The organism is Flavobacterium sp. (assembly GCF_031422135.1).
In the GTDB taxonomy this organism is placed as follows: domain Bacteria; phylum Bacteroidota; class Bacteroidia; order Flavobacteriales; family Flavobacteriaceae; genus Flavobacterium.
The window spans coordinates 23,191-36,530 of the sequence record NZ_JANOQD010000010.1 but is presented as its reverse complement, the minus strand read 5'-3'; the positions used below and the strand labels follow the sequence as shown (position 1 = coordinate 36,530).

Genomic DNA, 13,340 nt, shown 5'->3' with positions numbered 1-13,340 from the left:
TAATTTTATAGCTTGACAATTACAATCAAACTATGAAAACTATTTTTACTTCCTTTTTCTTTTTATTTGCAATTTCAACCTCAGTAATTGCGCAAGAAACGAAAGAAGCCCCCAAAGCAAAAGAACAAGGTCATAATGACACGAACAAGTTCCGACAAATGTATGAGGAATTTGCAACGCCAAATATGTACAGAACAGCATCTGGTGCGCCTGGTCCAGAATATTATCAGCAACAAGCCGATTATAAAATGGATATTGAACTTGACGATAAAAACGCAAAATTATATGGTACAGAAACAATTACCTATACCAATAATGCCAAAGAATCACTAGAATATTTGTGGTTGCAGCTAGATCAAAATATAATGGCAAAAACTTCAAAAACGCCATTGGTTAAAGATACAAAAATAGATCCAGCGTTAAGTGCTGCAGGTTTTTCAAGAACCTTTCTTGAGGAAAAATTTGATGGCGGTTTCAAAATCGAATATGTAAAAGATGCTTCTGGGAAACCAGTTTCTTATACTGTCAATGAAACAATGATGCGAATTAATCTTGAAAAGCCATTGGCAAAAGGTCAAAAAATGGTATTGAATATTAAATGGAATTACAATATCAATAACTATATGATTGATGGTGGACGTTCTGGTTTTGAACAATTCAAAGACGGTAACAGATTGTATGTTTTAGCGCAGTTTTTTCCAAGAATGGCGGTTTATAATGATGTAGAAGGATGGCAAAATATGCAATTCTGGGGAAGTGGTGAGTTTGCTTTACCTTTTGGGAATTATGAAGTTAATATTACTGTTCCAGCCGATCACATTATGGAAGCTACGGGGAATTTAATGAACAGAGCCGAAGTATTCACTCCAGAACAAGTTTCAAGATATGCGAAGGCGCAAACCTCGTATGATAATCCAGTGATTATTGTAACACAAGCAGAAGCTGTTGCTAAAGAGACTTCGTTTTCTGATAAAAAGAAAACCTGGAAATTCAAAGCCGAAAATGTACGTGATTTTGGAATTTCAACATCGCGTAAATATATTTTTGATGCAATGGCAGTTAAGTTGGGAACAAAAACTGTTATGGCAACTTCAGTTTATCCAAAAGAAGGAAATCCACTTTGGGAACAATTCTCTACTAGAGCTGTGGCACATACTTTAAAATCTTATTCAAGTCATACTTTTGATTATCCGTATCCGAAAGCGGTTTCGGTAAATGCACAAGACCAAGGTATGGAATACCCAATGATTTGTTGGAATTTTGGTCGTCCAGATGCTGATGGAAAATATTCAGACGATGTGAAATACGGAATGTTAGGCGTAATTATTCACGAAGTAGGACACAATTATTTCCCTATGATTGTGAATTCTGACGAACGTCAATGGACTTGGATGGATGAAGGTTTAAACACTTTTATGCAATATATGGCTGAATGCGAGTGGACAGAATCTAAATTCCCATCCCGTCGTGGTCCAGCCAAAAATATTGTACCTTATATGAGTGGCGGACAAAATGGGTTGGAACCTATTATGTCAAATTCTGAAGTTTTGAAACAATTTGGGAATAATGCTTACGGAAAACCAGCAACGGCATTGAACATATTGCGAGAAACTATTATGGGGCGTGAATTGTTTGATTATGCTTTTAAAACCTATGCCAACCGTTGGAAATTCAAACACCCAACACCAGAAGATTTTTTCAGAACTATGGAAGATGCTTCAGCTGTGGATTTAGATTGGTTTTGGAGAGGTTGGTTTTATAGTACAGACTTTAACGATATTGGAATCAAAGAAGTAAAACAATTTTATGTAAGCAACGAGGAGCCAAAAGGGTACAAAGCTCCAGAAGTGACTAGAAGAAATCGATTTGCAGCTACAGGGCCAAAAGTATATATGATTGCCGATGGAAGCGATGGAGTGTCACCAGAAATGAAAAAAGCACTGAACGTAAAAGAGATTAAAACATTAGAGGAATACATCGCAACTAAATTTACGGAGGACGAAAGAGCTAAACTAGAAACACCGAAGTTTTTTTACGAAGTAACATTCAATAAACCAGGTGGATTGGTTATGCCAATTATTGTAGAATTAACTTTTGAAGACGGAACAACCCAAAATCATACTTTTCCAGTGCAAATCTGGAGAATGAATGATGCCGAAGTTTCAAGAACATTCGCCACACAAAAAACAATCAAAAAAATCGTAGTTGATCCAAAATTAGAAACTGCTGATATTGACCTAACAAATAATACTTGGCCAAAAGAGGAAGTGAAATCTAAATTTGATTAAAAATAATTTTAAACCTAAATTTCACTAATTTTTTTTAAAACAAATTCGTTACTACTAATGAATTTTTGAAAATTAGTGAAATTTAGGTTTATAAAAAACAGTTCAAATTTGTATCTTTGCGACATTAAAAATCAAAACAAATGTTTGGAATAGGCGGTGGCGAATTAGTTTTTATTATTTTTATTGCACTAATGCTTTTTGGTGCTGATAAAATACCCGATATAGCTAGAACTATGGGCAAAATAATGCACCAAGTTAAAAATGCCACAAACGATATTAAACACGAAATCACTAAAAGTGCAGATGCTAATGACATAAATATAAAATCATTGACATCAGGATTCAATGCGGAAATTGATGAGGTAAAACAAAGTTTAAACAAAATAGCATCGGAAAACCCAATTGATATTACAACAGAAATTTCTAAAGTAAAAGAAAATATCGACGATTTATCAGGACCTATAAAACGTCAATTGTAATGCTTGAAAAAATTATAGATTTAGACAAACAATTACTTGTTTTTTTGAATGGTTTAGGTTCGGAAAGGTTTGACCCATTTTGGATGTTTATTACAGAACAAAAAAATTGGATACCTTTTTTTTTATTGCTTTTGTATTTGGTTTATCAGAAATTAGGTGTAAAACAAACATTAGTAATAATCCTGTTTGTTGCTGCTTTATTGACTTTGAACAATCAAATTACCGAAGAGTTCAAACAATATTTCCTAAGACTTCGTCCTTGTAATGATCCAGAAATTAAGGATATTATTAGAAATATAAAACCAAGTGCAACGTTTAGTTTTTTCTCAGGGCACTCGTCAAATACTATGGCGGTTTTTGTGTTCTTATATTTTATTTTCAGAAAACAGTACAACTATTTTGGGCTACTAATTCTTTGGCCGTTCGTGTTTGCTTACAGTCGAATCTATTTAGGTTTACACTTCCCGACAGACATTTTATGCGGTTTTACTTGTGGTATTATTATGGGTTTTTTAACTTATAAATTGTATCAAATACTTCAAATTAGATATTTTAAAGTAAATTTTTAGTAGTTATTCTAGGTTTTCATTACAAAACCCGACTTACCGTCAATCCATCTCTTATTGGCAACAAAACCGTTTCAATTCTGGGGTCGTTTTTCAATAATAAATTATATTCTAAAAGTATTTTTGTACTTAAATCGTTTTTATCTAAAGGCAAAACGACTTTTCCGGACCACAAAACATTATCAGAAAGAATAATGCCACCTTGATTCATTCTTGGTACAATCAAATCAAAATAACGGATGTAATTTTCTTTGTCGGCATCAATAAAAACCAAATCAAATTTTAAATCTAATGTAGGAATAATCGAAATTGCCTCTCCTAAATGTTGTGTAATTTGATTTCCCCAAGGTGATTTATTGAAATATTTTCGTTGAAAATCTACCAATTCTTCTTTAATGTCAATGGTGTGTAATTGTCCGCCTTCCTGCATTCCTTCGCACAAACACAATGCGGAATAACCAGTATATGTGCCTATTTCTAGAATGTTTACAGGGCGAATTAGTTTAGAAAGCATACTCAAAACGCGCCCTTGAAATTGACCGCTCAACATTCTAGGCAACAAGATTTTCTGATATGTTTCCTTGTTTAATTGCGCTAATAATTCGGGTTCGTTTTCTGAATGTTGCTCGATGTAGTCTTCTAAATCTTGGGATAGGAAGTGCATAATTAGGATTGAATGGAGTTAAATAAATCTAATATCATTTTTTCACGTTCTATAAAATCTGCATTTTTGTCATACAGAATTATTACATATTTTTTATTTCCTTTGAAACCAAATAAAACCGATTTTTCAATCCCACTTTTTTTAATGTTTGAAATAAAATAATCTATGTTATTAGATTTGTTATTGTAAAACTCATATTTTTTATTTTTCAACCATTTTATATGTATTTCAAAATTATCAATAAAATTATCTTCATTTAAAATTTCAGATTTTCTACTAAAATATTTATTATAGATTCCTATTTCTAATTCAGTTCCGACTTCATTTTTTAAATTTTGATAGTGTTGATTAGATTCATCACCTCCAGCTAGATTGAATATTGGCAGCCATTTGTTTTTAATGTTGAATTTAATCCAAGAACTTGGTATTTCTTTTTTTACAATTGTGATATTTTTTACGCTATCATATTTGACTTCTTTACTGAATTTAATTTGAGAATAAGTAGTTGTTTTAGTAATAATTAAAGCAAGAATTAAAATTACGTTTTTCATTTCATTATTATATGTGGGTGTAAAAGTAATTTATTTTTTATAAGTTGGAAAAAATGTACTTAAATTTGCATTATGCAAACCGACAAAAAAGACATACGTTCCTTATCAAAAGAGCAACTTCGAGATTTTTTTATTTCAAATAATGACCAAGCATTTCGTGGTAATCAAGTGTATGAATGGCTTTGGAGTAAAGGAGCACATAGTTTTGATGATATGACAAATCTTGCAAAAACGACTCGTGCAATGCTCGAAGAAAATTTTGTCATCAATCATATCAAAGTCGATACTATGCAACGTAGTTCTGATGGAACAGTCAAGAATGCTGTTCGATTGCACGACGGATTAATTGTCGAATCAGTACTTATTCCAACCGAAACCAGAACAACCGCTTGTGTTTCTAGCCAAGTAGGGTGTAGTTTGGATTGTAATTTTTGCGCCACCGCTAGACTAAAACGAATGCGAAATTTAGAACCAGGGGAAATCTACGACCAAGTAATTGCAATTGATAGGGAAAGTAAACTGTATTACAATCGACCGCTGTCCAATATTGTTTTTATGGGAATGGGCGAACCGCTTATGAATTATAACAACGTCATCAAAGCGATTGATATGATTACTTCTGAGGAAGGATTAGGAATGTCACCCAAACGAATTACCGTTTCCACATCGGGAGTTTCAAAAATGATTAAAAAAATGGCTGATGATGAAGTTAAATTTAAACTAGCCGTTTCCTTGCATTCCGCAATCGAAGAAACTCGAAACAAAATTATGCCATTTACGAAGAATTTTTCACTTCCTGAATTGCGTGAAGCTTTAGAATATTGGTACTCAAAAACTAAGAGCAAAATCACCTACGAATATGTCGTTTGGAAAGGAATTAATGACGATAAAGCTTCTATTGATGCCTTGGTTAAGTTTTGTAAATATGTACCGTGCAAAGTAAATCTTATTGAATACAACCCTATTGACGATGGGGAGTTTCAACAGGCCTCATCTGATGCTATTGACAGTTATATCAAAACGCTAGGGCAAAATAATATAGTGGCTAAAGTACGTAGAAGTCGTGGTAAAGATATCGATGCTGCTTGTGGGCAATTGGCCAATAAGGAAATGTAATTAGATACAAACAATTTTGTGTTTTATAGCATATAAAACTAATCCTATTCTAGTTTTTAATTCTAGTTTTTGAAATAAATTTTCTCGATAGCCGTCAATTGTTTTTGGGCTTAAACACATACCATCAGCGATTTCTTTGTATGTTTTTTCGGTGCAAGCCAGTTTTATAAATTCGACTTCTCTTTCTTTTAAAATTACTTTGTTTTCATTGTTTCCTAGCTTGTTTATTATAAATCCTGAAACCATTTCAGAATAGTATACTCCTTTGTAATAAACATCTAGAAGAGCATCTTTAAAAGCCGTAGGACTAGTGTCTTTGAGTAAGTAGCCTTTGGCTCCGTTAGTAATCATTTTCATTATGGTATCTTCATCATCATTTACAGAAAGTGCCACAACTTTTAATTCGGGACTGTTTTCTTTAATCCATTTCATAGTTTCAATTCCGTCCATAATGGGCATATTTACATCAAGCAAAACAATATTTGGTTTTTCAAATTCAGCAGATGTGAATGAATTTACAAACTCTTTTCCATTGCTATAACTACCAATTACTGCAAATTCCTTAAATGTTCCTATTAGGTAGGATAGGGATTGTGAGAATAACAGATGGTCGTCTACAATTATTATTTTAATCTTTTCCATAATCCTGATTATAATCTTCTGTTTTTATAGGATAGTCTATCATTAGTACAGTTCCTTTATTTTCTTCTGAATAAATGGTAAAATGAGCTCCGATCAAATTGGCTCTTGTTTCAATATTAGATAATCCGGAGCCTTTAATGCTTTTTAGTAAATCAAATCCTTTTCCTGTATCAATTACATCTATTTTACAATTGTCTTCAGTAAATAAAATGTTTATTATAATGGAGTCACTATGGGAATGTTTTAATATATTTGAAATGGATTCTTGTAAAATTCTATAAATAATGGTTTCGTGTTCTTTATTTATGATTTGAATTTCACCATCTATGTTTAATTTGCATTTAATTTTTTTAAGCTCTTTAATTCTTTCTAAATCTTCCGATATTGCTGATATGAAACTAGTGTTTAGAAATATATCACCGTTCATTACTTTTGAAAGCAGTCTAATTTCGTTTAGCGATTTCGTTACTAATTCTTTTATGTTTTTTAAGTTTTTTTTAGAATATTCTTCATCGCTTTCAATAATAATATTCATTTGCATTAAGGCTACAGAAAGTATTTGACCAATATTATCATGCAACTCTCGACTAACATTGGTTAAGGTTTGTTCTTTTATTTCGATTTTTGATTTAGTGAGTTCCGATTGGAAAAACAACTCAGCTTCCATTTTATCGATTAAGAATTTGGATTTTTTTTTCAGAAAAAAAAAGAACAAAATAAATACTGTTAGTAATAGTGTAAACAATACTATACTAAATGAAATTATTAATAATTGTATCTCTTCTCGCTCCATATAAAACCAATTAAAAAACAAGAGTGCATTAACAAATTTAGTACAAATAATACAAATGCAAATATTATATCATTATTTTCAATTAAAAGAAATCGAATTGCTAACATATATGGTAAAAACGGGACGTGAAACACTAAAATCCCAAGTGTAAACCAAAAATATATTGACTTTCTTAAATTTAATACTTTTTCAGAATTTAATATTTCTAATAAATATAAACATGATAATACTACTATGATTATAACACCCACACCGAAGACATTAGTAAATGGACTTATAATATCACTTTGTACAAATAAAAAATTGATAAAGTAAAAAACAATAAATAGTAGTAAGGAAATAGAACCAATTCGTTGATTTTTTATCTTAGTTAATAATAACTTTAATAAAATAATATAATAGGAGAAGCTAATAAGAATGTATAAATTGTATATAGGATAGTTTTTTAACCCTGTCCATTCCGTAAAATTTAAACCAATGTAGTCAATAATAAAAGCAAGCCAAATAAAAACCAATAAAGACTTAGCCTTATTGTTAGGGAGTTTATGATAAAAAAACACACCAGGAATACTTGATAATAAGGCTATGTATATAATATATTGGCTTAGATTTTGTAACATTTATTGACTTATTGGATATTCAACTATTGGTGGATGACCAATTCCTCCATAATTTAATGGTTGTACTTCAGTTACATCAACATTCTCTTCAGGTGTTGGTGACTGTAATCTTTTCGTTTTGTTTTGGCTTTTATCTACTTTATCTACATTAATTCGTTTCATTGTTGGAGATAAAAATAGTGTTGTCAATCCAGCTTTCTCCTTATACCTAATTGTGTCATTTGGATATACTCCAAAATAAAACCGAATTCCATTGATCTCTTTATCCGTTTTTTTTGCTTCACATTTAGCATAATAAATATAGTTTTCCAATTCTTCAATGGAATACCAAACCGCATTAGCGTCTTGTCTCTGAATGCTTTCTTCAATTATCCCAGATCTTTCATTAATGTATCGATCGTTCAAATCGCTAGCGAGTACAGTAGAAATTAATTGTGTTGGAGCTTCATAATTTTTTTTATCGGAACATGAATTCAATAAAAAAAGAGACATAGTAGTTGTCATAATAATGTAAGTGCGTTTCATTTTTTTCTTTTTAGTTATTATTAATACAAATTTATTTTTTATGGTTTTGTGTTGCAAGGGGAAATACACCCTTTTTTTCTCCCCTAATTTACGTTTTTTTTAGGGATATAAACCATTAAAAAAAAGGGTTAAATCGCTCTTTTATAGCATTATATAAAAATTCAATTTTACCAAATCAAATTAGTGCACAAATTGATAGGTGAAATCTGAAAAACCTTTAACAGAGTAAGAAACAATTATTAATACTAGAAATTATGAGTTTATATCACGAAATTTTTCAGGGGGAATCGTTCAGTGAACAAGATTACTTTGAAGCAGTTAGATATGTTTTAGGGCCTGAATATTCAAATTTAGGCGAAAGCGAATTAGAAAATGTGCTTTTATCAAGAGTAGACCAAATGTCTGAAAGCGAAGCAGAAGGATTTTGGTCAAGCTTAGGAAATGTTGCCAGTAGTATAGGTTCTGGAGTGTTGCGTGGCGTTTCTGCCATAGCGCCAATTGCTGGAACGGCAATAGGAACCTATTTTGGAGCACCACAAATAGGCGGTGCATTGGGAGGTTTAGTTAGTAATTTGGCTGGCTCAGGAGCAACCGCTTTGTCAAATTATAACCAACAAAATCAGCAAAGACAGCAACAACAACAAGCTCCACAAAGAAGATATCCGCCACAACAACCACAGCGTCAATATCAGAATCCACCATCGCAATTTAGACAAACGTTTAACAATACAGGTCGCTATTTAGCTAATGCAGGAAGAGCTGCTTTACCAGCAATCAATCAATACATTCAGGACAATCCAGTACAATTGAATCCACAAGCAAGACAAGATATTGGTAGAGTTCAAAATCTGTATGGTCAATTGGGTGGTATCATCAATAATCCACAATTTCAAGCAGGACAAGCACAACAAAGTTTAGGAACTGCAAGTCCAAACGCACCAATTGAAAGCCACTCGTTTGCTGAATTGATTGAAAACGTGAATTATTTGACTGAAAACATTTTGTATGAATACTACAATGGTGGTTTTATACCAAGTGAAGATTATTTTGTAAACGATTATGGTCAGTTTGTTGGTAGCAATGCACCAAGCAGAATCAATCGAGTACAAACATCGATTGCAAGTTTATAATATAAAAACGAATAGTTATGGAAGCGTATATACAAATGTTGAAAGAGCAAAATCCAGAAATGGCAAAATATTTTGAGATGATGCAACCTATGATGGAAAAAAAAGAGACTATAGAAGAAACTCCTTTTATTGATTTAGAATTGGAAGAGAAAATCAAAAAAATGAAAAGGATAAATCAAAAGTTATTCGCCATCGTAGAAGAATTAAAAGCGCAACTAAATTTTGAATTATCACAAAACGACGACATCGCAAAAGCCATTGGTGCTTGCACTGAATGTTTTGGAGAAAATAAAGATTGTACAGAATGTTTTGGAACTGGAAAACCAGGAAACAATGTGCCCGATTTTATTCTGTTCAACAAGTATGTACAACCAGCTATACTAAAATACAATAAACATTATTTCAATAAAAATTAAATACATATTAACAATTAAAAATTAAAGTTATGAGCTATTACGAAAGTTATTTAGACGAAGATTTATTAAATGAAGATTTATTAAACGAAGATTTACTAGAAAGTTATGGGGAAAGTTTTGATGAATCAAGATCAAACAGAAGACCATTTGCTAGAAGAATAAACCCTTCTGTGAGTCCAGGGGTTAGACAGCGTTCTAATTTTGGAGGTAATTTGAGTGGAAATTCAGCAGATTATGCTACAAAAAGCGACTTAAAAAAATCATTAGATACCATTTCTAAAGATGTAAACGAACTTAAAACCACCACTATTGCTACCAATAAAGCATTGGTTTCATTAGATGCAAAACACACACAATTAGCAAAAATTGATCTTCAAAAGAACGACAATCAAACTAAAGTGTTGAAAAATATGCAAATGATGAACATGATGGGTTCGTTATTAAATCAGCCAAAATTGAAAGTTGAAAATCTTCAAATTAATCCTGCAAAAGCTGCAGAAGGTGGAAATCCCGCAGTTCCAGCGACTATTGGTGTTGTTCAAGGTAAAAACCCAATAGAAGTTGATATGACGATGTCATTATTATTGCCAATGTTAACTACAATGGGGGATTCAGGTTCAGGAAAATCATCAGACAGTATGAATATGATGTTGCCTTTGGTCTTAATAATGGGTCAAGGTGGTAGCAATAATGATAGTAGTAAAATGCTGCCATTAGTGTTAATGATGACTATGATGAACAAATAAAAAAATACTTGGGCAGTGAAATATTGCTGCCCAATTATTTCATTTTTTAACAATTAAATATAAGAAACTATGAATCCACTTAATCTAATTATGAGTTACTTTATAGCAAACAGCAGAGCTGAACATTATGGAATAAAAGACCCTCAAGAAATTCAAAAAACGGGACTTATTGCAGGAATGATATCGGCAAATCCAATAATAAGTTATTTACTTATTGAAAATAAAGCAAAAGAATTGGAAGTAATTCCTGCTAGAAATTCTGCTCCAACTGGAACAGCTACAGGAGGTTCAACAACTCCAACAACTCCAACGATTCCAACAACGACTGGAACTCCAACAACAACTGCACCAGATCCTATTTTGGAAAAATTGGATAAGCTCAATAAAAAACTAGGAGACAGTCAAAAAGCGATTGGTGATCTTACCGAAAAAATCGAAACCATTAAGAAATCTTCTCAGGATAATAAAGCCGGAATAGATAGTATTAATACCATAATTGCTGAATTGCCAAAAGTTATAGATAGACTAGGTGCACTTGAGAGAAAAGTAGAGGCAATAAGTAATGTACAACCTGCAACTGTTACTGAGGTAAAACCATTAACAAAAAAATAAAGCACAATGGAAACTATAACCACAACTAAAGCGGATGAGATATTAAAAACACTCAAAAAAATAGATCAAAAAACAGATCAATTAGAAGCAAATAGTATTGAAAATTTATCAAAACTTATAGATGATAAATTTCAGAAAAATTTTCTAAAAGTTGGAAGTGTTGAAACTCAAAAACTTTCAAAAGAATTGGATTTGCAAATCAAACATTTTCAATTACAAAATGAAATTTCAAGTTTAGCCGATCGTAAAAAAGAAATCGAAAAGTTACATTTAGATAAAAACAGGGATAAACTTTCTATCGTTGATCAAGAGATTTTATCAAAACTGGTTGAAATGTCTAGTGACGGTGGAATTTTAGATAAATTTTTTAAAGCAATAAGTAATGACGGTGATTTTTCTTTTTTCAATTTACTATCTATTTCGTTTTTAAGAAGTTCAATTTTTGATTTAGAACGAAAACTATCAAATTTAGTAATACAGCCAGAACCTGTAATACCATAAACAATGGATCCGCGACTAAAAATAATACTTTACGGAAACCAAGAAGAAGAACTTTCACTATTAATGCGGTTGTCAAATTCAAAACTGTATCCTAAAAACTGCAAAGTGATTTCGCAATTTGGAGATATAATAAGTTGTAGGATAAAAAGAAAATTTTTAAACCAAGTTTATGACAGTCCAGAAGTGAAAAGTTTAAAAGCGCCAAGAGTTATTCCGTCAGACGATTTTTTGCACGAAAAAGTTAGAAGATACAAATACAAGTCAAAAACAGTAATCAACGAAAATCAAACATCAAAAGTGGTTTTTGGAATAGTCGATTTTGGATTCGATTTCACACATCCTGATTTTATAAACAATGGAAAAACCCGATTTGAAAAAATTTGGATTCAATCAGAAAAAAGTGATGGCAACAAGTTTGGATACGGAAAATTCATCAATCAAAATCAATTAAATGATGCACTGGACGATGATTTTCCTTTCAAAAAAATAGGCTACCATCCCGGAAAATCTGATCTATTTGGTACAGGATCTCACGGAACCCACGTATTAGGCATTGCATGCGGAAACGGAAGTGTAGCTAACAAAAGTTTCGCGCCAAACTGCTCAATAATAGCTGTTGATATGGGTTCAAATCTGGTTAATGGTTCAAATTTATCACTTGGAGACTCCGTAAAACTAATCGAAGGTCTAGATTTTATTTTAAACGAAGCTGGAAATCGCCCAGTGGTAATTAATATGAGTCTTGGTGGTCACGGCGATGCACATACTGGACAAACCCTTGTAGAACAAGCTATTGACAATCTCTTAACTTCAAGAAATAGTACCGCAATAGTACAAAGTACAGGCAATTACCATCAGGCAAAAGCACACACTTATGGCGACATTAAAACCAATGGAAAAATTAAAATTCCGTGGATGTTCAAAAAAAAAGACAGAACACCAAACGAAATGGAAATATGGTATGAAGGAGATGATATTTTGAGTGTGGATATTTATGATGATAATAAGAAATTATTATTGTCTTCTACTCCATTTCAAGATGAAATAATAGTTAAAGACAATCAAGAAGTTGGCATTTGCTTGCACAGAAGCAATGAACCCAATACGCACAAAAACCAAATAGATATTTTGGTAAATGGTAAACTAAATTCAAAATATTGGACCATTGAACTCATTGGGAAAAAAGTAAGTAAAGGCAGATACCATTGTTATATAGAAAGAGACGATAGCGGGCAATCGATTTTTTTACCACAAATAGTAAATCAAACGCACACCACCAACTCTATTTGCAATTCTAAATATAGTATAGTAGTTGGTGCTTATGATCAAACAGATAATAACAAAACTATATTACCATTCAGTAGCTCTGGACCCACTGTTGATGGCAGAATGAAACCAGAAATTTTGGCTCCAGGATTTAAAATAAAATCATCTTGTTCCTCCTCGAGTAGAGAAACTCGAGCTTCAAATAAGTTGTGTTCAAAAAGTGGAAGTAGTATGGCAGCACCTTTTGTAGCTTCATTAGTTATTAAAATTCTTGAAAAAGAACCAAATTTAAATATAAAACAAATTCGAGAAAAACTATTTAAGGCGTGTGATCCAGCAGTTTTTCCTAATAATAATTTGGAAATTTTTAGAGCAGGAAATGGTTATATAAATCCAAACAAAATAATCAACTAAAAAATAATATC

At 31.9% G+C, this 13,340-nt stretch carries 15 protein-coding genes; 10 read left to right on the top strand and 5 right to left on the bottom strand.

What is annotated here, in order from left to right; genetic code table 11:
* Nucleotides 1–32 precede the first annotated feature (32 nt).
* The 3 genes from RMO70_RS02065 (at nt 33) to RMO70_RS02055 (ending at nt 3,336) form a co-directional block, all read left to right on the top strand.
* Nucleotides 33–2,288: a M1 family metallopeptidase gene (locus tag RMO70_RS02065; protein ID WP_310554764.1), complete on the top strand. Its 2,256-nt coding sequence runs from the start codon at nt 33–35 to the stop codon at nt 2,286–2,288.
* Between the two features lie 140 nt (nt 2,289–2,428).
* Nucleotides 2,429–2,767 (top strand): twin-arginine translocase TatA/TatE family subunit, encoded by a 339-nt coding sequence (locus tag RMO70_RS02060; protein WP_310554763.1) that lies wholly within the window; start codon nt 2,429–2,431, stop codon nt 2,765–2,767.
* The gene (locus tag RMO70_RS02055; protein WP_310554762.1) at nt 2,767–3,336 is read left to right on the top strand and encodes a phosphatase PAP2 family protein; all 570 of its coding nucleotides are present in this window, start codon (nt 2,767–2,769) and stop codon (nt 3,334–3,336) included. Before RMO70_RS02060 ends, RMO70_RS02055 begins: the two co-directional genes overlap by 1 nt.
* Nucleotides 3,337–3,355: 19 nt before the next feature.
* Here RMO70_RS02055 and RMO70_RS02050 read toward each other — a convergent pair whose 3' ends face one another.
* Together RMO70_RS02050 and RMO70_RS02045 are read right to left on the bottom strand one after the other, a co-directional pair.
* Entirely contained in the window at nt 3,356–3,997 is a 642-nt protein-coding gene (locus RMO70_RS02050) for an O-methyltransferase (RefSeq protein ID WP_310554761.1), read from the bottom strand.
* Between the two features lie 2 nt (nt 3,998–3,999).
* Nucleotides 4,000–4,548 carry a hypothetical protein gene (locus tag RMO70_RS02045; RefSeq protein ID WP_310554760.1) on the bottom strand — a complete coding sequence of 183 codons (549 nt, stop codon included), beginning with the start codon at nt 4,546–4,548 and terminating at the stop codon, nt 4,000–4,002.
* Between the two features lie 72 nt (nt 4,549–4,620).
* On the opposite strand from RMO70_RS02045, the gene rlmN reads away from it, so the two are divergent.
* Entirely contained in the window at nt 4,621–5,664 is a 1,044-nt protein-coding gene (gene rlmN / locus RMO70_RS02040) for a 23S rRNA (adenine(2503)-C(2))-methyltransferase RlmN (RefSeq protein ID WP_310554759.1), read from the top strand.
* On the opposite strand, the gene RMO70_RS02035 is transcribed toward rlmN, so the two are convergent.
* From RMO70_RS02035 to RMO70_RS02025, 3 genes are all read right to left on the bottom strand, one after another.
* A complete protein-coding gene (locus RMO70_RS02035; protein WP_310554758.1) occupies nt 5,665–6,306 on the bottom strand; it encodes a response regulator transcription factor in 642 nt (213 codons plus the stop codon).
* Nucleotides 6,293–7,099 (bottom strand): histidine kinase, encoded by an 807-nt coding sequence (locus RMO70_RS02030; protein WP_310554757.1) that lies wholly within the window; start codon nt 7,097–7,099, stop codon nt 6,293–6,295. The genes RMO70_RS02035 and RMO70_RS02030 overlap by 14 nt, the downstream gene beginning before the upstream one ends.
* 620 nt (nt 7,100–7,719) lie before the next feature.
* Nucleotides 7,720–8,244 carry a hypothetical protein gene (locus RMO70_RS02025; RefSeq protein ID WP_310554756.1) on the bottom strand — a complete coding sequence of 175 codons (525 nt, stop codon included), beginning with the start codon at nt 8,242–8,244 and terminating at the stop codon, nt 7,720–7,722.
* A gap of 254 nt (nt 8,245–8,498) precedes the next feature.
* On the opposite strand from RMO70_RS02025, the gene RMO70_RS02020 reads away from it, so the two are divergent.
* The 6 genes from RMO70_RS02020 to RMO70_RS01995 all read left to right on the top strand — a co-directional run bounded on the left by RMO70_RS02020 (nt 8,499) and on the right by RMO70_RS01995 (nt 13,329).
* A complete protein-coding gene (locus tag RMO70_RS02020) occupies nt 8,499–9,374 on the top strand; it encodes a hypothetical protein (RefSeq protein ID WP_310554755.1) in 876 nt (291 codons plus the stop codon).
* A 17-nt stretch (nt 9,375–9,391) separates the two neighbouring features.
* Nucleotides 9,392–9,790 (top strand): hypothetical protein, encoded by a 399-nt coding sequence (locus RMO70_RS02015; RefSeq protein ID WP_310554754.1) that lies wholly within the window; start codon nt 9,392–9,394, stop codon nt 9,788–9,790.
* 29 nt (nt 9,791–9,819) lie between these two features.
* Nucleotides 9,820–10,536, top strand: coding sequence for a hypothetical protein (locus RMO70_RS02010; RefSeq protein ID WP_310554753.1), 717 nt, complete (start codon nt 9,820–9,822; stop codon nt 10,534–10,536).
* Between the two features lie 69 nt (nt 10,537–10,605).
* A complete protein-coding gene (locus tag RMO70_RS02005) occupies nt 10,606–11,148 on the top strand; it encodes a hypothetical protein (protein WP_310554752.1) in 543 nt (180 codons plus the stop codon).
* Between the two features lie 6 nt (nt 11,149–11,154).
* Nucleotides 11,155–11,649, top strand: coding sequence for a hypothetical protein (locus tag RMO70_RS02000; protein ID WP_310554751.1), 495 nt, complete (start codon nt 11,155–11,157; stop codon nt 11,647–11,649).
* Nucleotides 11,650–11,652: 3 nt separating this feature from the next.
* Entirely contained in the window at nt 11,653–13,329 is a 1,677-nt protein-coding gene (locus RMO70_RS01995; protein ID WP_310554750.1) for a S8 family serine peptidase, read from the top strand.
* Nucleotides 13,330–13,340 lie beyond the last annotated feature (11 nt).